This is a genomic window from Vibrio sp. TRT 29B02 (assembly GCF_050113655.1).
In the GTDB taxonomy this organism is placed as follows: domain Bacteria; phylum Pseudomonadota; class Gammaproteobacteria; order Enterobacterales; family Vibrionaceae; genus Vibrio.
In genome coordinates, this window is record NZ_JBNJOJ010000033.1 from 25,575 (window position 1) to 41,445 (window position 15,871).

Sequence of the window (15,871 nt, forward strand, 5' to 3'; positions counted from 1 at the left end):
ATCCGCTATGCCATTTGAACCACTTGTAACGGCAGTGATTGAAACATCGCTCAACATTCTAATTAAGGATGACCCAGAATTGGGTCGTCGTCTTGCCCGTTTAAAAGGTCAGGTTATTCAAGTTCATCTCAAAGAACTGAATAAAACACTAACCTTTATCTTTAGCCAGCAAATTGATGTGTTGGCAAACTATGAAGGCGAGCCAGATTGTTACTTATCCCTCAATCTATCTGTGCTTCCAGAATTGCGTGAGCAATCCAACATTACTCGTTTGATCAAACAAGATAAGTTGATTCTTGAAGGTGATATCCAACTGGCACAGAAGTTCTCTCAGCTTATGACGGATTGCAAACCTGACATTGAAGAGTGGTTGTCTAGAGTGACTGGTGATGTGGTTGCTCACACTGTCGTGAAAGGCGCTGCCAACGTGGGTCAAATGATTAAGTCACAAGCGACTAAGCATCAAAACCACCTTGCTCAAGTCTTAACTGAAGAATGGAAAATAGCTCCTGCGCCACTTGAAATTGCTCACTTCTGTGATCAAGTTGATGATGTCAGAAGCCAAGCTGCACGTGTGGAAGCGAAACTTAATCAGCTATTGGAGCGTGCATGACCTTAACTGAGCTGCGTCGCTTATACCGAATCATCCGAGTCCAATTGGAATATGGTCTTGATGAGTTGCTACCCAATCATCAATTAACTAAAGCGCCTCTGTTAGCACGAAAAAGTCTGTTCTGGATTAAGAATCAACATCCAGACAAGCCACTTGGCGATAGACTGCGACTAGCGCTGCAAGAACTTGGTCCGGTATGGATCAAGTTTGGTCAGATGATGTCGACACGTCGCGATCTTTTTCCTCCTCAGATTGCCGATCCACTTGCCTTATTGCAGGATCAGGTTTCCCCATTTGATGGTCAGCTAGCTAAACAGCAAATAGAGCAGGCGCTAGGCGGTGCACTTGACACTTGGTTTGATGATTTTGATATTAAACCGCTGGCTTCGGCCTCCATTGCTCAGGTTCACACGGCTAAGCTTAAGTCGACTAACCAAGAAGTGGTATTAAAGGTCATTAGGCCAGATATTCGCCCGGTCATTGATGCAGATCTAAAACTGATGTACCGCATGGCGCGTATAGTCGCAAAAGCACTTCCTGAAGCACGTCGTTTAAAACCGGTCGAGGTCGTGCGTGAGTACGAGAAAACCTTACTTGATGAGCTTGATCTAAGACGTGAAGCGGCGAACGCGATTCAGCTGCGACGAAACTTTGAAGGAAGTGAAGAACTTTACGTTCCAGAAGTGATTACTGATTTCAGTAATAAAACTGTCATGGTTTCTGAGCGAATATACGGCATTCAAGTATCGGACATCGAAGGTCTGAAGGCGAATGGCACCAACATGAAGCTGCTAGCGGAACGTGGTGTGAGCGTGTTTTTTACTCAGGTATTTCGAGACAGCTTTTTTCATGCTGATATGCATCCGGGCAATGTGTTTGTTGAGCCGGAGCACCCTGAGAATCCTCGTTGGATAGGCTTAGACTGTGGCATTGTCGGTACGCTTAATAGTGAAGATAAACGCTATTTAGCAGAGAACTTTTTAGCTTTCTTTAACCGAGACTATCGCCGAGTTGCTGAACTGCATGTTGAGTCAGGTTGGGTTCCACGTGAAACCAATGTGGATGAGTTTGAATTTGCTATCCGTATTGTATGTGAACCTATATTTGCAAAGCCTTTGTGCGAAATTTCATTTGGTCATGTGCTATTGAATCTCTTCAATACAGCACGACGATTTAATATGGAAGTTCAGCCTCAGTTGGTTTTGCTACAAAAAACCTTGCTCTATGTGGAAGGCCTAGGTCGACAGCTATACCCTCAATTGGATTTGTGGGAAACCGCTAAACCATTCCTCGAAGAGTGGATGATGAACCAAGTAGGGCCTCAGGCGGTGATTAATGCGGTGAAAGATAGAGCGCCGTTCTGGGCAGAAAAATTGCCAGAGCTGCCTGAGCTTCTGTATGACAGCTTGCGTCAGGGCAAGATGATGAATCAGCGTATCGATCAGCTATATCAAGGTTATCGTTCCAGCAAGCGTCAGCAAGCGACAGGAAAATTTTTATTTGGTGTTGGTGCCACATTAGTCGTATGCTCGGCAATATTGGTCAACAGCACATATGAGCAACTTTCAATGGTGAGTGCACTAGGTGGCGTCACATTTTGGTTGCTTAGTTGGCGAGCTTATCGTCGATAGACGTTAAACTCTTGAAATAATTTTGTTTAATAAGACCCGAGGTAAAAAGAATGGGTGGTATTAGTATTTGGCAACTTCTAATTATTGCTGTCATCGTTGTTCTACTGTTTGGTACTAAGAAACTACGTGGCATTGGTGGCGATCTTGGTAGCGCAGTAAAAGGCTTTAAGAAAGCGATGAGTGAAGATGATGCAGCTAAGAAAGACGCTGACTTCGAGCAAAAGAACCTAGAGCAGCAGAAAACGGACGCGACTGCTGAAACTAAGAAAGACAAAGAGCAGGCGTAACTCGTGTTTGATATCGGTTTTTGGGAACTGGTATTAATATCTGTCGTTGGGCTGGTGGTTCTTGGTCCGGAGCGTTTGCCTCATGCAATTCGCAGTGTCTCTAAGTTTATAGGCGCAGCAAAGAATATGGCGAACAGTGTGAAAGACGAGCTTTCTCACGAGCTTAAGATACAAGAACTGCAAGAAAACTTGCGTAAAGCGGAACAAATGGGGATGGAAGACCTTTCCCCAGATCTGAAGGCTTCGGTAGAGCAATTGAAGCAAGCTGCGCAAGATGTACAGCGCCCATATGCGAGCAAAAGCGACTCAGCATTGAATAAGTCTGAGACAGTGAATGAGAGTATTGAATCCGTTCCAAGCGCCAATGACTCCGGGGAGAAGGTTGAGAGTTTATCTCCTCAACCATCGCCACAGGCAGATAAAAAAGCCGAATAGTCTCGCATTAGGAGGAGCTGTTTAATTGCAGCTCCTTTTCGATTTTTTTGAGTAGAGGTTTCCATGTCTTCTGTTGAGCAGACACAGCCTTTGATCAGTCACCTATTGGAGCTACGAAATCGCTTATTACGTGCAATTCTAGCCGTGTTGGTGGTGTTCATAGGGCTGATCTATTTCTCCAATGATATCTATGAGTTTATCTCTGCACCTTTGGTAGAGCGTTTACCTGAAGGGGCAACGATGATTGCAACTGATGTTGCATCTCCGTTCTTTACCCCGTTAAAGCTGACATTAATAGCGTCTATTTTTCTCGCGGTACCGTTTATTCTTTATCAAGTTTGGGCTTTCGTTGCACCGGGCTTATATAAACATGAACGTAGACTCATCATGCCACTTATGTTTTCAAGTTCACTACTGTTTTACTGTGGTGTTGCTTTTGCCTACTTTGTGGTATTTCCGTTAGTGTTTGGATTCTTCACCGCTATCTCGTTGGGTGGGGTGGAGTTTGCGACAGACATTTCGAGTTATCTCGATTTTGTACTGGCTCTATTCCTCGCATTTGGTATTGCATTTGAAGTTCCAGTCGCAATTATTTTGTTGTGTTGGACAGGTGCAACCACACCGAAAAGTTTGAGTGAAAAACGTCCATATATTGTGGTCGGCGCATTTGTCGTTGGTATGATGCTAACGCCACCAGATATGATTTCACAAACCTTGCTGGCAATACCGATGTGTTTGCTTTTCGAGGTGGGTTTATTCTTTGCTCGTTTCTATGTTCGCAAGGACGAGACTGATGAACAGGAAGAAGAAGTCTAATCTTCTGCCAAAGACATAAAAGGCTTGCCAATCGGCAAGCCTTTTTCGTTTAAGAGATGTTGATTCAAAGGGCAAACAGGGTTGTTGCGTTTTGTGTGGTTAACTGGTCTACCTGCTCGACACTGATTTGACGTAGCTCAGCGATGCGTTGGGCAACCAAAGCGGTATAAGCGGGCTCATTACGCTTACCACGATGAGGAACGGGCGCTAAATAAGGGCAGTCTGTTTCAAGGATGACATAGTTCATATCAAGATGAGGTATCACCTTGTCCATTCCGCCATTTTTGAAAGTAGACACGCCTCCAAGGCCGAGGTGGAATCCGAGGCCATTGATTGCTTTAGCCTCTTCGAGGCTGCCACCAAAGCAGTGGAACACGCCTGATAGGGAACCGTCTTGTTCCTGACTTAGTAAGCCCAGGGTTTCTTCGATCGAATCTCGCGTATGGATGACAACCGGCAGTTTCATCTCTTTAGCCCAATTGAGCTGTGTGATGAAGGCCATCTCTTGCTCTGCTCTAAAGGTTTTATCCCAGTAAAGGTCAATACCGATCTCGCCTACGGCAATAAAGCGATGTTTCTCAAACCATGAATAGATGATATCTAGCGTCTGTTTGACATTACCATCGACATAGCAAGGGTGGAGTCCCATCATCGAACGGCAAATCTGTGGGTATTGCGCTTCAGTGGCGAGCATTGGCTCTATCGAATCTAAGTCGATATTAGGTAACAATATTCTATCAATGCCTTGGGCTAGGGCCCGTTTAACTACGTCATCACGGTCTGCATCAAATTCACTGGCATAGATATGCGCATGGGTATCGATCATGGTCTGTCTCTGGAACTCATTGAATGGATGCCAGTATACGGCAGTGTGAGCATTTGGTCATTTTTTGCATTTTTCTGCTTTGTTGCTAGCGTCACTACCAAGGAGTGATATTATGCAATCCAAGCACTTTCACCAGACAAGGAGAATAGAGTGTCAGTTTCGATTCAAGGTCAGTTCCCTGGCCGTCGCATGCGCCGTCTGCGCAAGCATGACTTTAGCCGCCGTCTAATGGCTGAAAACCAACTGTCTGTAAATGATTTGATTTACCCAATGTTTATTTTAATGGGTAAAGATCGCCGCGAAACCGTGGAATCTATGCCAGGCATTGAACGTCTTTCTATTGATTTGATGTTAGAAGAAGCTCAATACCTTGCTCAGTTGGGTGTGCCTGCGATTGCTCTATTTCCTGTTGTGAATCAAGACGCAAAAAGTGTGTGCGCAGCGGAAGCGTACAACCCAGAAGGTTTGGTGCAACGTGCAGTACGCTCTCTAAAAGAGCACATCCCAGAAATCGGTGTTATCACAGATGTGGCTCTTGATCCGTTCACCACACATGGTCAGGACGGCATCATCGATGAAGAGGGTTACGTACTTAACGATGAAACCACTCAAGTTCTGATTAAACAGGCGCTATCACACGCAGAGGCAGGCGCAGATGTCGTCGCGCCTTCTGACATGATGGATGGTCGTATCGGCGCAATTCGAGAAGCGCTTGAGCAGGCAGGTCACATCAATACTCAGATCATGGCTTACTCTGCGAAGTATGCATCATGTTACTACGGCCCATTCCGCGATGCGGTTGGTAGTGCGAGCAACCTTAAAGGTGGCAATAAGAAGAACTACCAAATGGATCCGGCGAACAGTGATGAAGCGATTCACGAAGTCGCGATGGACGTCAACGAAGGCGCCGATATGGTTATGGTTAAGCCAGGCATGCCTTATCTTGATATCGTTCGTCGTGTTAAGTCTGAACTACAAGTTCCAACATTTGCTTATCAGGTTTCTGGTGAGTATGCGATGCACAAAGCGGCCTTTGCCAATGGTTGGTTGAAAGAGCGTGAGACGGTGATGGAATCTCTGTTGTGCTTTAAGCGCGCAGGTGCTGATGGCATTCTGACCTACTTTGCCAAAGACGTAGCAGAGTGGCTAGCGGAAGAAAATGCTCAAGCAGCGACTTTCTTACGAGAAGAGCAAGAATAGTTGTGATGAGTTTGTAATTTCGAAAGGCTGGCAGTTGTCAGCCTTTTTTCGTTTAGGAGTTTGATAGTGAGTGTAGTTTATCGTCAGGGAACGCTCGCAGAGTGTGTCCAAGTTGTAGAGCAGATCCAAGAGTTTGCTCATAAAGAGACGCTCGAAAGCTTATCGGCGCGCTTGGAAGGTAAAGCTCGATCTCTGATTCAGGTCGCGCAAGAAGGGGACAAGCTGCTTGGCTTTAAAATTGGCTATCAATTGGATGAGCACACCTTTTACAGCTGGTTCGGAGGTGTTTCTTCGCTGGCTCGTAATAAAGGTGTGGCGCAAAAACTGTTGGAAATTCAAGAACAGTGGGTAGCAGAGCAGGGTTATAAGCAGCTAAAAGTGAAATCGAGAAATCAATTTCCTGCGATGTTAAGACTGCTGGTTAGAAATGGATATCTGATTGAAAATTTTGAAGAAAAGCATCCTCTGATAGAGAGTAGAATCCACTTCGTAAAGCAGTTATAGCACTGTCATAAAAATTAAATGAGATTTTTTCTCATTTAACTATTGACGCATTAAATGAGAATGGTTATTATTTATCTCGTCTTAGGGAATGAGAGAAGTTCACAAGGACGTTGAGTTACCAGATTCAATATGGAGACGGTGATGACACTGAACTTAATCGAACTTGCACGAGTTCTTTTTGACACGACATTGCTCACATTGCTTCCAGTGTAATTTATAGCTTTATGGCAAAGCAGAGACATTCACCTGAATATGCTTTGACCCCTTTTTGCTAGGCGACATCGAAAGATGTCGCTTTTTTTATAGCTAAGATTTTTGGATGAACAAAAGGACACCAATAGTCTTTTCCACAGTCAAGGATCATTGTTAGATCGAGCTGGGAATGATCGATCTAATTAAATATTCTTTTATTACATGTAGTTAGGTTGTGTTGGTTGTCTTTTTGCTAACCATTTATATCCTGTGGGTAAATTATATAAACAGAGTTATCCACAATTTTGGCGTTGTGTTGAAAAAGGAATGTGCAAATGTGTGAGTCGGTCGCAAAGAGTTAAAATGGATTCACTCTCGCAGTCATGGCATCCTAGGCAGATCTTATTTGCATTCTCTTTGGATACGTACAAGCTATGGCTCATATTCCTGATAATCCGTTAATCCTAATCGACGGTTCTTCTTACCTTTATCGCGCATTCCATGCTTATCCAGGCACGATGAGCAATGGTGATATTCCTACCAACGCTGTCTATGGTGTGGTGAATATGTTGCGCAGCATGATGCGTCAATTTGCTTCAGACCGTATTGCTGTGGTTTTTGATGCGAAAGGTAAAACTTTCCGTGATGACATGTATCCAGAGTACAAGGCAAACCGACCACCGATGCCCGATGATCTACGCTGTCAGATCGAACCATTGCACAACGTCATTCGTGCAATGGGCTTACCATTGATCTGCATTCCTGGAGTTGAGGCGGATGATGTCATCGGTACGTTAGCTTACCAAGCATCGCAAGAAGGCATGCCAGTACTGATTAGTACGGGTGACAAGGACATGGCTCAGTTGGTCGACGACAACATCACACTGATCAATACCATGACTAACGTGGTAATGGATCGTGAAGGAGTGGTTGAGAAGTTTGGTATTCCTCCTGAGTTGATCATCGACTACCTCGCTTTAATGGGCGACAAAGTGGATAACATTCCTGGGGTTCCTGGTGTTGGTGATAAAACGGCCACGGCACTGCTACAAGGGATCGGTGGTATCGATAAACTTTATGAAAACCTTGATGATATCGCAGGCTTAGGGTTCCGTGGTTCTAAGACCATGGCGCAGAAGCTAATTGATAACAAAGAGAATGCTGAGCTTTCTTACCAATTGGCAACCATCAAACTGGATGTTGAGTTAGATTGCACGCCTGAATCACTTCTCAAGGCGGAACCGAATAAAGATGAATTGATTAAGCTCTACGGTCAGTTAGTGTTTAAATCATGGTTAAATGAGCTGCTTGATGGTGGTACGGGTGTCGTAGCAGCCGACGAAAAGTCAGGTGCTCAGATTAATAGTGCATCAGCAAGCTCAGTGCCAGATATGAATACATCGGCAGTGACCATAGATCGTAGTCAGTATGAGACGATTCTGGATGAAGCGACATTCAACGTTTGGCTAGAGAAACTAACATCAGCGGAAGTCTTCGCTTTCGACACAGAAACTGACAGCCTAGATTACATGGTCGCAAATTTAGTCGGTGTGTCGTTTGCGACAGAAGAGGGCGTAGCCGCTTATGTTCCTGTTGCCCATGATTACCTTGACGCACCTCAGCAGCTAGACCGTGATTGGGTGTTGGAGCAGTTGAAGCCAATACTAGAAGACGATAACCAAGCGAAAGTGGGACAAAACCTGAAATACGATGCTAGCGTGCTCGCTCGTTATGGTATCGAGATGAAAGGCATCAAGCATGACACCATGTTAGCGTCATACGTTTATAACAGCGTTGGCGGCAAGCACGATATGGATAGCTTGGCACTTCGTTTCCTTCAGCATAGCTGTATCTCATTTGAACAGATTGCTGGTAAGGGTAAAAAGCAACTTACCTTCAACCAGATTGAGCTTGATCAAGCCTCACCATATGCAGCCGAAGATGCCGATGTCACACTTCGTCTTCACAACCGCTTGATGGAAAACATCGAACAAGACGCTAAGCTTAAATCGATCTACCAAGAGATAGAAGTGCCGTTGGTGCCTGTTCTTTCTCGTATTGAGCGTACTGGTGTTCTCATTGATGATATGAAACTCGCAGCCCAGTCTCAGGAAATCGCCCTACGCTTAGATGAACTAGAGCAGAAGGCGTATGAGATCGCTGAGCAAGAGTTCAACATGAACTCTCCTAAACAGTTGCAGGTTCTATTATTTGAAAAAATGGCTCTGCCTGTTATTAAGAAGACGCCATCTGGTACGCCATCAACTAATGAAGAAGTACTGCAAGAGCTGGCTCTAGATTATCCGTTACCTAAAGTAATCCTAGAATATCGTGGCTTAGCGAAGTTGAAGTCGACCTACACGGATAAGCTACCGAAGATGATTAATCCGGTAACAGGCCGTGTGCATACTTCCTATCATCAAGCTGTCACTGCGACAGGTCGCTTGTCATCAACGGATCCTAACCTACAAAATATCCCTATCCGTAATGAAGAAGGCCGTCGAATTCGTCAGGCATTTGTGGCGCCTCACGGGTACAAGATAATGGCAGTCGACTACTCGCAAATCGAACTGCGTATTATGGCTCACTTATCGGGTGATAAAGCACTACTGGACGCGTTCCAGCAAGGTAAAGATATCCACGCTGCTACGGCTGCGGAGATCATGGGCATCACAATAGACCAAGTGAGTTCTGAACAACGTCGTCGCGCTAAAGCGGTTAACTTTGGTCTGATTTACGGCATGAGTGCTTTTGGTTTGGCGAAGCAACTTGGTATCCCTCGTGGCGAAGCGCAAGACTACATGAACAAATACTTCGAACGTTACCCAGGTGTCATGCAGTACATGGAAGATACTCGTAGCGCAGCAGCAGAGCAGGGCTATGTTGAAACCATTTTTGGTCGCCGTTTGCATTTGCCTGAAATTCAGTCTCGTAATGGCATGCGTCGCAAAGCTGCAGAGCGAGCAGCAATCAACGCTCCAATGCAGGGAACTGCGGCCGATATCATCAAGAAAGCGATGTTGTTAGTCGATCAGTGGATTCAAGCTGAAGGTGATGGTCGAGTAAAACTCCTGATGCAAGTTCACGATGAACTGGTTTTTGAAGTTCAAGAGTCAGCTTTGACCGAAATTGAAAGTAAAGTACAAGAATTAATGGAATCAGCAGCTGAACTTGCAGTGCCTCTTGTGGCTGAAGCGGGTCATGGTGATAACTGGGAACAGGCTCACTAGACAAAAAATAGCCATTTTAATGAAATTAATATGAGCCAGCGCACAAACGCTGGCTTTTTTTTGGCGTGAATAAAGTGTCGGGTCATTCTGCCTAAATGTTGCTTAACAAAATTTTAATGAAAAAAACTTACAAAAGTGGTTTTCATTTCTGACCAATTGTTGTACATTAATCGACGTAGGGTACAGAGGTAAGATGTTCTATCTTTCAGACCTTTTGTTTCACGTTATTGGATTAGGCTGATTCAGCCGCCCCAGTCAGCTTTTGACTGGGGCGTTTTTTATTGGGCCAAGTAAAACTTTGTGGCTCTATCCAAGTAACATTTCTGCTGCCTTTATTCCTGTCTTATATCATCAAAGCAAACCATCTCTATCTTCAGTTTTGTAACTAAAAGAAAATATGTAACTTATTACCAGTCACACTTTGGTTATTTTGACTCGAAAATCAAAACCTTGCTGCGTCGTGAAATGTAGATCTAACTTGAAATAAAACTAATCAAATCAATGGTTTGTCATTGATTGTCTTTTGATTGATGAAGGATTCTAGTTGGAGAGATTAAGTTGATTTGCAACGGCAGATAACAGATCCTTAGCGAATAATAACTAATAATACCTATTCTCTCCCGTTGCCCCATCTGACAAGGTGGGGCTTTTATTATCGGATTCAGATAGCCCAAATAAAAAAGCCCCACCAGTGAGGCAGGGCTAGATATCACGACAATCCGGGCTTATTCGATTTCGTTGTCACTATTTTCTTCGTCAACAATCTCATCAATCAGAGCTTCTGCTAGTGCTGGTGCAAACCATTCATCAAGTTTGTTACGTAATACGTCAACACCAATGCCTTTAAGCGATGAGAAAGCAGCGACACTAACATCTCCGCCAAAGCCGACAGCGTCTTTCTTTATTTTCAACACTTGGGCTTTGCGAGCACCGCTTTTTAACTTGTCAGCTTTAGTCAGCAGGACTTGAACAGGAATGCCACTGTCTACCGCCCAGAAAATTAATTGCTGGTCTAGGTCTTTCATTGGATGGCGGATATCCATCAGCACGACCAGACCTTTCAAACATTGACGCTTTTGTAGGTACTCGCCTAAAGACTTTTGCCACTTTTTCTTCATTTCTAGAGGAACTTGAGCAAAGCCGTATCCAGGAAGATCGACAATATGGCAACCCTCTGTCACTTTAAAAAGGTTAATAAGTTGTGTTCGACCTGGGGTTTTACTGGTTTTCGCAAGGCTACGTTGATTAGTCAGACGATTTAAAGAGCTCGACTTACCCGCATTGGAGCGTCCAGCAAACGCAACTTCGATACCTTCATCCTCTGGCAAATGACGAATATCAGGTGCACTAGTGATGAAATGCGTGTTTTGATAATGAATTTTTACGCTCACTGTTAACTCCATCTCGACTTTGTGTAGTCGATTGATTACTTTTTTGTGAAATTGTGTAAAATAACCGTGCTCGGCATAAGGTCGCCTATTGTACCATGAGTGGTACCGGAAGCTTGATAATTATAATGGAATGTCATGAAGAAATTAGCGCTAATCTTGAGTCTTTTAGCCAGCTGCTCTGTGTGGGCCCAAGGCAGCATTGAAGCTGGTAAAGCAAAATCCCTAACATGTGTTGCCTGCCATGGTGCTGATGGCAACAGTCAACTCGCAATGTACCCTAAGCTAGCAGGTCAGCATGCTAAATATATTGAAAAGCAGCTTAAAGATCTGAAACTGGGTATGACCAGTGGTGGAAAGCAAGGTCGTTACGACCCTGTCATGAGTGGCATGGCTATGCCGCTGACAGAGCAAGACATGCAAGATCTGTCTGCTTACTACGCATCACTTCCTATTTCTAACAACACAACTCCAGAGAATGTTGTTGAAAAAGGCAAGGTGCTATACTCCGCAGGTGATGCTGAGCGTGGTTTAACAGCATGTATTGCGTGTCATGGCCCTCGTGGTAATGGTACTGAATTGTCTGGCTTCCCTAAAATTTCTGGCCAGCATGCAGATTACATCAAAGCCCAACTTGAGAAATTCCGTGATGGCAATCGCGCTAACGACATGAACGCTATGATGCGTGATATCGCGAAAAAGCTAACGGATGAAGATATTGATACGCTTTCTAAATACGTTGGTGGCCTACACTAAGCCCTACTTATCCGTTCGAGCATAAAGTTGTAAAGAAAAAGCCCAGACTCAGTTCTGGGCTTTTTCGTTTGCGCTTGGTCACATTTCAATTTGGTCAACGATGGATGATCTATCCCTATTGTTTGTGAGAGATCGACCATATGTTGCACTTCATTTCTCTTATGTGTTTTTATAAGTAACTGAAAAATAAATGAATAAAAAAATCACAAGAAAATAATCGTATTTTTTCTTGTTAGTGGATTGTTCAATGAGAGTAAAACGCTAAAGTGTGTTCATCAGCAGGACGTTGATATCGGATACCAGACTAGGAAGTCTCCATGGAAGCAAGTAATGGACGCTTGGTAGTTGAAGAATGGATACAGGGTAGGTAGGACACCTACTTGATAAGGATGGTCACCTTGTCTAATGGTTAAAGACAATGGAAGGGATCAGGCTAAGGAATAGCTCAGGTAGCAGGAAGTAAAAAGGAAAGCCAAAACTCACCAGGATGGTGGCAAACAACACTTTTGGCAGGGAAAGCACCTAAAACAAATGGAATATTGATGCGCTAAAATAAGTGCAACACAGTTTGGCCGAAAGGCATTTAGAAAGCGATAGAGTAGCTCTATCGCTTTTTTTATTCCTAATTTTCATGAATCGATGAATATTTGCACAATAGTGCTCCACTCTAAGGAGACTTTCTGGTATGTTTCGCATCCCCGTTTGAGGATGGAACAATGCATAACTGCCCCCTTTGCCAAAGCTTGGAGATTGAACACTACTATGCAGATAAGCGACGAGAGTATCTTCGTTGTCAGCAGTGTGAGCTTGTTTTCGTTAATCCTGATCATCGTTTAGATGCAAAAGAAGAAAAAGCCCACTACGATTTGCATGAGAATGATCCAGCCGATGAAGGGTATCGACGCTTTTTATCTAGGGTCTCTGACCCCATATTAGAGCGTATTGAGCCAAGTTCTCACGGAATTGATTTTGGTTGTGGCCCGGGACCAACATTATCATTAATGTTGCAAGAGCAGGGACATACCATGAGTTTGTACGATATTTACTATCACCCAGATACTGAGGTGTTGAGTAAAACGTATGACTTTATGACTGCCACTGAAGTAATAGAGCACTTATATCAGCCTAACCAAGTGTGGCAGCAATGGTTGAATTTAGTTAAGCCAGGTGGCTGGATTGGTCTAATGACCAAAATGGTCATTGATGTTGAAGCGTTTGCCTCATGGCACTATAAAAATGATCCTACGCATGTGGTCTTTTTTAGTCGCAATACGTTTCGCTATCTGGCAGAGCGGGATCAGCTCGAGCTTGAATTTATTGGTAATGATGTAATTTTACTAAGGAAAGCCCAGTAATGAGCCGTAGTAAGAAAAAGAGATCTGGTGGTCACAACGACGTTATCGTTGTACGTAACCGCACACAATCAGACGTTGAAGGACGTCTACGTAAAAGAGATAAAAAGCGCAAAGGCCTAAAGACTGGCAGCCGCAACTCTGACGAAAAACAGCACAAGTCACAAACAGCTGGCCAGCAGCGTGATCCGCGTTTAGGCAGCAAGAAAAAGATTCCTTTGATTGTCGAGCCGCAGAAGAAGCTAACCAAATCAGAGCGACGTCTCAATGCTGAACAAGAGCTAGAGATGCTAGAAAATGACGCTCAACTGAACGTGTTGCTTGACCGTATTGATGAAGGTGAAAACCTGGGTGCAGGCCTACAGAAATACGTTGATGAGAAACTTGCGCGCATTGAAGTGTTGATGAAGCAATTGGGCATCTATGATGAAGATGATTCAGAGCAACCAGCGGATGAATCACCAATGGTGGAAGCAAGCTACAAGAAAGCACAATCGGATGACGATTTACTCTCTCAGTTTGAAGATCTGGATTTGAACCAATTTAAAGGATAAGTGAGCCAATGAATGTAACCTTATTAGCCATCGCGGGCGGAGTGATTATTCTCGGCTTAGCATCATATGCGGGTTACCTTCTGCTCAAGCTTAAAAAGCAAAAGGAATTGCAATTGCAGCATCAAAAGCTTGCAATTGAAAAACGTAATGCCAACATTTTTGAAAGCGTCCACGTCCTTTGCTTAGCGGGCATCCAAGAGCAGTGTGACTTATCTGAGGTGAGTATCCGCCTATACAACATCATGGATTATGTTCAGGGTGAAGATAGGGTTGATTTTGATAAAGAGTATCCGGCGACATCGGAACTGTTCCATATCGTTAAAGATATGGCGCGTGGAGAAGAACGCCAGAAACTTGCTAAGCAAGATCGCATGAAACAAAACCTAGAACGTCACAAAGCAGAGTCTCGTCTTCAGGATGCGATTGTTGAAGAATTGAAGCAACTGCAGAAAAAGGTGCAACCGCTGAATAATCAGATCAATATTCAAATGATCTAGATTGGTATTATAGCTCGATCACCTATCCTAAAAGGGTAGTGATCGAGTTATCAATTCTGAGTATTGCCACTCAAAATGCAGCCAGTCCCCCGACGACTATCATCTAGGTGTGGCAAAATAGCCTGCTAACTACAATGGCTTCTTAAGCCAAATTAAGTCTTACAGCCCAAACGGAACTACCATCATGTCGCAGCCTGTCGTCGCAAGCCAACAAATTGTCTGGGATCAAGCCGTTCTAGATAAGTACAACTACTCTGGTCCTCGTTATACCTCATACCCAACCGCGTTGGAGTTTCACGAGGCCTTCACTGTCGCTGACTATGATATGGCTTGTACGCAGTATCCTGAGCGTCCTTTATCGCTATACATTCATATCCCTTTCTGCCACAAGCTTTGTTACTACTGTGGTTGCAATAAGGTGATTACTCGTCATGCTCATAAAGCGGATGAGTACCTTGATGTACTGGAACTGGAAATTAGAACGCGTGCGGCACTACTGCAAGGGCGAAAAGTGACTCAGCTTCACTTTGGTGGTGGTACACCAACCTTCTTAACCAAAGCGCAGATTAGCCGTTTAATGGCCATTCTCCGTGGTGAGTTCTTCTTTGAGGTTGAAGCAGAAATAAGTATCGAAGTTGATCCAAGAGAAATTGAACTGGATATGCTGGATCACTTGCGTAGCGAAGGGTTTAACCGTCTGAGTATCGGTGTTCAGGATTTCAATAAAGAAGTTCAGAAGCTAGTTAACCGAGAGCAGGATGAGGAGTTTATCTTTGCTATGGTTGAGCGAGCGAAAGAGCTTGGCTTCCGTTCGACAAATTTAGACCTTATTTACGGTTTGCCTAAGCAGACAAAAGAGTCATTTGCGGCGACTCTGAAGCAAGTACTGGAGATGACCCCAGGACGTCTTTCTGTATTTAACTACGCTCACATGCCACAACTCTTTGCTGCTCAACGTAAAATCAAAGATGAAGATCTACCAGTAGCTGAAGAGAAGATGGCTATCTTGCAAGATACCATTGCGACGCTCACTAACGCAGGCTATCAGTTTATCGGTATGGATCACTTTGCCCAGCCGGATGATGAGCTAGCGGTTGCTCAGCGAAATGGTGTGTTGCACCGCAACTTCCAGGGTTACACCACACAAGGTGAAGCGGATTTGGTCGGATTTGGTGTTTCTGCTATCTCAATGATTGGTGATGCTTACGCTCAGAACCAGAAAGAGCTCAAGAAATACTATGCGCAAGTCAACGATCAGCGCCATGCTCTATGGAAAGGCGTAGCTCTTGATAGTGATGACTTACTACGCCGTGAAGTCATTAAACAGCTTATCTGTAACTTCAAACTTGATAAAACTCAGATAGAGTCAGAATTCGGTGTGAACTTTAATACGTACTTCAAAGAAGACTTAGGGTTACTTCAGACCTTTATCAATGATGAATTGGTTGAAGTGGATGACCAAGAAATTCGCGTCACACTGCGTGGCCGTTTGCTTATCCGTAACATCTGTATGTGTTTCGATAAGTATCTAAGAGCTAAGGCAAGACAGCAACAATTCTCTCGAGTCATCTAGCCATTATTCGATTGGAC

General features: G+C 44.1%; 15 protein-coding genes. 13 read left to right on the top strand and 2 right to left on the bottom strand.

From position 1 onward, the window contains the following. The first annotated feature begins 7 nt into the window (after window positions 1-7). The 5 genes from ACQEXT_RS17680 to tatC all read left to right on the top strand — a co-directional run bounded on the left by ACQEXT_RS17680 (window position 8) and on the right by tatC (window position 3,782). The gene (locus tag ACQEXT_RS17680; RefSeq protein WP_138973694.1) at window positions 8-613 is read left to right on the top strand and encodes a ubiquinone biosynthesis accessory factor UbiJ; all 606 of its coding nucleotides are present in this window, start codon (window positions 8-10) and stop codon (window positions 611-613) included. Then, window positions 610-2,244, top strand: coding sequence for a ubiquinone biosynthesis regulatory protein kinase UbiB (gene ubiB / locus ACQEXT_RS17685; protein WP_138973695.1), 1,635 nt, complete (start codon window positions 610-612; stop codon window positions 2,242-2,244). The genes ACQEXT_RS17680 and ubiB overlap by 4 nt, the downstream gene beginning before the upstream one ends. Window positions 2,245-2,294: 50 nt before the next feature. Further along, entirely contained in the window at window positions 2,295-2,531 is a 237-nt protein-coding gene (tatA, locus tag ACQEXT_RS17690) for a Sec-independent protein translocase subunit TatA (RefSeq protein WP_138973696.1), read from the top strand. 3 nt (window positions 2,532-2,534) lie between these two features. Next, window positions 2,535-2,966 carry a Sec-independent protein translocase protein TatB gene (gene tatB, locus ACQEXT_RS17695; RefSeq protein ID WP_426953095.1) on the top strand — a complete coding sequence of 144 codons (432 nt, stop codon included), beginning with the start codon at window positions 2,535-2,537 and terminating at the stop codon, window positions 2,964-2,966. A 63-nt stretch (window positions 2,967-3,029) separates the two neighbouring features. Then, on the top strand, window positions 3,030-3,782 hold the full coding sequence (tatC, locus tag ACQEXT_RS17700; protein WP_138973698.1) for a twin-arginine translocase subunit TatC: 753 nt from the start codon (window positions 3,030-3,032) through the stop codon (window positions 3,780-3,782). 64 nt (window positions 3,783-3,846) lie between these two features. Here the strand turns inward: tatC and ACQEXT_RS17705 are convergent, their stop codons facing one another. Next, complete coding sequence (locus ACQEXT_RS17705) at window positions 3,847-4,608, bottom strand: TatD family hydrolase (RefSeq protein ID WP_426953096.1); 762 nt, start codon at window positions 4,606-4,608, stop codon at window positions 3,847-3,849. A gap of 150 nt (window positions 4,609-4,758) precedes the next feature. Between ACQEXT_RS17705 and hemB the strand changes: the two genes are divergently transcribed. The 3 genes from hemB to polA all read left to right on the top strand — a co-directional run bounded on the left by hemB (window position 4,759) and on the right by polA (window position 9,734). Then, window positions 4,759-5,808 (top strand): porphobilinogen synthase, encoded by a 1,050-nt coding sequence (gene hemB / locus ACQEXT_RS17710; RefSeq protein ID WP_138973700.1) that lies wholly within the window; start codon window positions 4,759-4,761, stop codon window positions 5,806-5,808. A 66-nt stretch (window positions 5,809-5,874) separates the two neighbouring features. Further along, the gene (locus ACQEXT_RS17715; protein ID WP_426953097.1) at window positions 5,875-6,312 is read left to right on the top strand and encodes a GNAT family N-acetyltransferase; all 438 of its coding nucleotides are present in this window, start codon (window positions 5,875-5,877) and stop codon (window positions 6,310-6,312) included. 626 nt (window positions 6,313-6,938) lie between these two features. Further along, a complete protein-coding gene (gene polA, locus ACQEXT_RS17720; protein ID WP_331417775.1) occupies window positions 6,939-9,734 on the top strand; it encodes a DNA polymerase I in 2,796 nt (931 codons plus the stop codon). Window positions 9,735-10,459: 725 nt separating this feature from the next. Here the strand turns inward: polA and yihA are convergent. After that, on the bottom strand, window positions 10,460-11,125 hold the full coding sequence (yihA, locus tag ACQEXT_RS17725; RefSeq protein ID WP_331417774.1) for a ribosome biogenesis GTP-binding protein YihA/YsxC: 666 nt from the start codon (window positions 11,123-11,125) through the stop codon (window positions 10,460-10,462). Between the two features lie 135 nt (window positions 11,126-11,260). On the opposite strand from yihA, the gene ACQEXT_RS17730 reads away from it, so the two are divergent. From ACQEXT_RS17730 to hemN, 5 genes are all read left to right on the top strand, one after another. Next, on the top strand, window positions 11,261-11,878 hold the full coding sequence (locus ACQEXT_RS17730) for a c-type cytochrome (protein ID WP_331417773.1): 618 nt from the start codon (window positions 11,261-11,263) through the stop codon (window positions 11,876-11,878). A gap of 716 nt (window positions 11,879-12,594) precedes the next feature. After that, the gene (locus tag ACQEXT_RS17735) at window positions 12,595-13,233 is read left to right on the top strand and encodes a class I SAM-dependent methyltransferase (RefSeq protein WP_269378128.1); all 639 of its coding nucleotides are present in this window, start codon (window positions 12,595-12,597) and stop codon (window positions 13,231-13,233) included. After that, entirely contained in the window at window positions 13,233-13,784 is a 552-nt protein-coding gene (gene yihI / locus ACQEXT_RS17740; RefSeq protein ID WP_331417771.1) for a Der GTPase-activating protein YihI, read from the top strand. The genes ACQEXT_RS17735 and yihI overlap by 1 nt, the downstream gene beginning before the upstream one ends. An 8-nt stretch (window positions 13,785-13,792) precedes the next feature. After that, entirely contained in the window at window positions 13,793-14,281 is a 489-nt protein-coding gene (locus tag ACQEXT_RS17745) for a DUF2489 domain-containing protein (protein ID WP_138973707.1), read from the top strand. Window positions 14,282-14,465: 184 nt separating this feature from the next. Continuing rightward, window positions 14,466-15,854, top strand: a complete 1,389-nt coding sequence (hemN, locus tag ACQEXT_RS17750; protein WP_331417770.1) for an oxygen-independent coproporphyrinogen III oxidase — start codon at window positions 14,466-14,468, stop codon at window positions 15,852-15,854. The last annotated feature ends 17 nt before the right edge of the window (window positions 15,855-15,871 follow it).

Excerpts from the sequence above, each read along its gene's own strand:
- ACQEXT_RS17680 (WP_138973694.1), top strand. The coding sequence starts at position 8 with ATGCCATTTGAACCACTTGTAACGGCAGTGATTGAAACATCGCTCAAC.
- ubiB (WP_138973695.1), top strand. The coding sequence starts at position 610 with ATGACCTTAACTGAGCTGCGTCGCTTATACCGAATCATCCGAGTCCAA.
- tatA (WP_138973696.1), top strand. The coding sequence starts at position 2,295 with ATGGGTGGTATTAGTATTTGGCAACTTCTAATTATTGCTGTCATCGTT.
- tatC (WP_138973698.1), top strand. The coding sequence starts at position 3,030 with ATGTCTTCTGTTGAGCAGACACAGCCTTTGATCAGTCACCTATTGGAG.
- ACQEXT_RS17705 (WP_426953096.1), bottom strand. The coding sequence starts at position 4,608 with ATGATCGATACCCATGCGCATATCTATGCCAGTGAATTTGATGCAGAC.
- polA (WP_331417775.1), top strand. The coding sequence starts at position 6,939 with ATGGCTCATATTCCTGATAATCCGTTAATCCTAATCGACGGTTCTTCT.
- ACQEXT_RS17730 (WP_331417773.1), top strand. The coding sequence starts at position 11,261 with ATGAAGAAATTAGCGCTAATCTTGAGTCTTTTAGCCAGCTGCTCTGTG.
- ACQEXT_RS17735 (WP_269378128.1), top strand. The coding sequence starts at position 12,595 with ATGCATAACTGCCCCCTTTGCCAAAGCTTGGAGATTGAACACTACTAT.
- yihI (WP_331417771.1), top strand. The coding sequence starts at position 13,233 with ATGAGCCGTAGTAAGAAAAAGAGATCTGGTGGTCACAACGACGTTATC.
- ACQEXT_RS17745 (WP_138973707.1), top strand. The coding sequence starts at position 13,793 with ATGAATGTAACCTTATTAGCCATCGCGGGCGGAGTGATTATTCTCGGC.
- hemN (WP_331417770.1), top strand. The coding sequence starts at position 14,466 with ATGTCGCAGCCTGTCGTCGCAAGCCAACAAATTGTCTGGGATCAAGCC.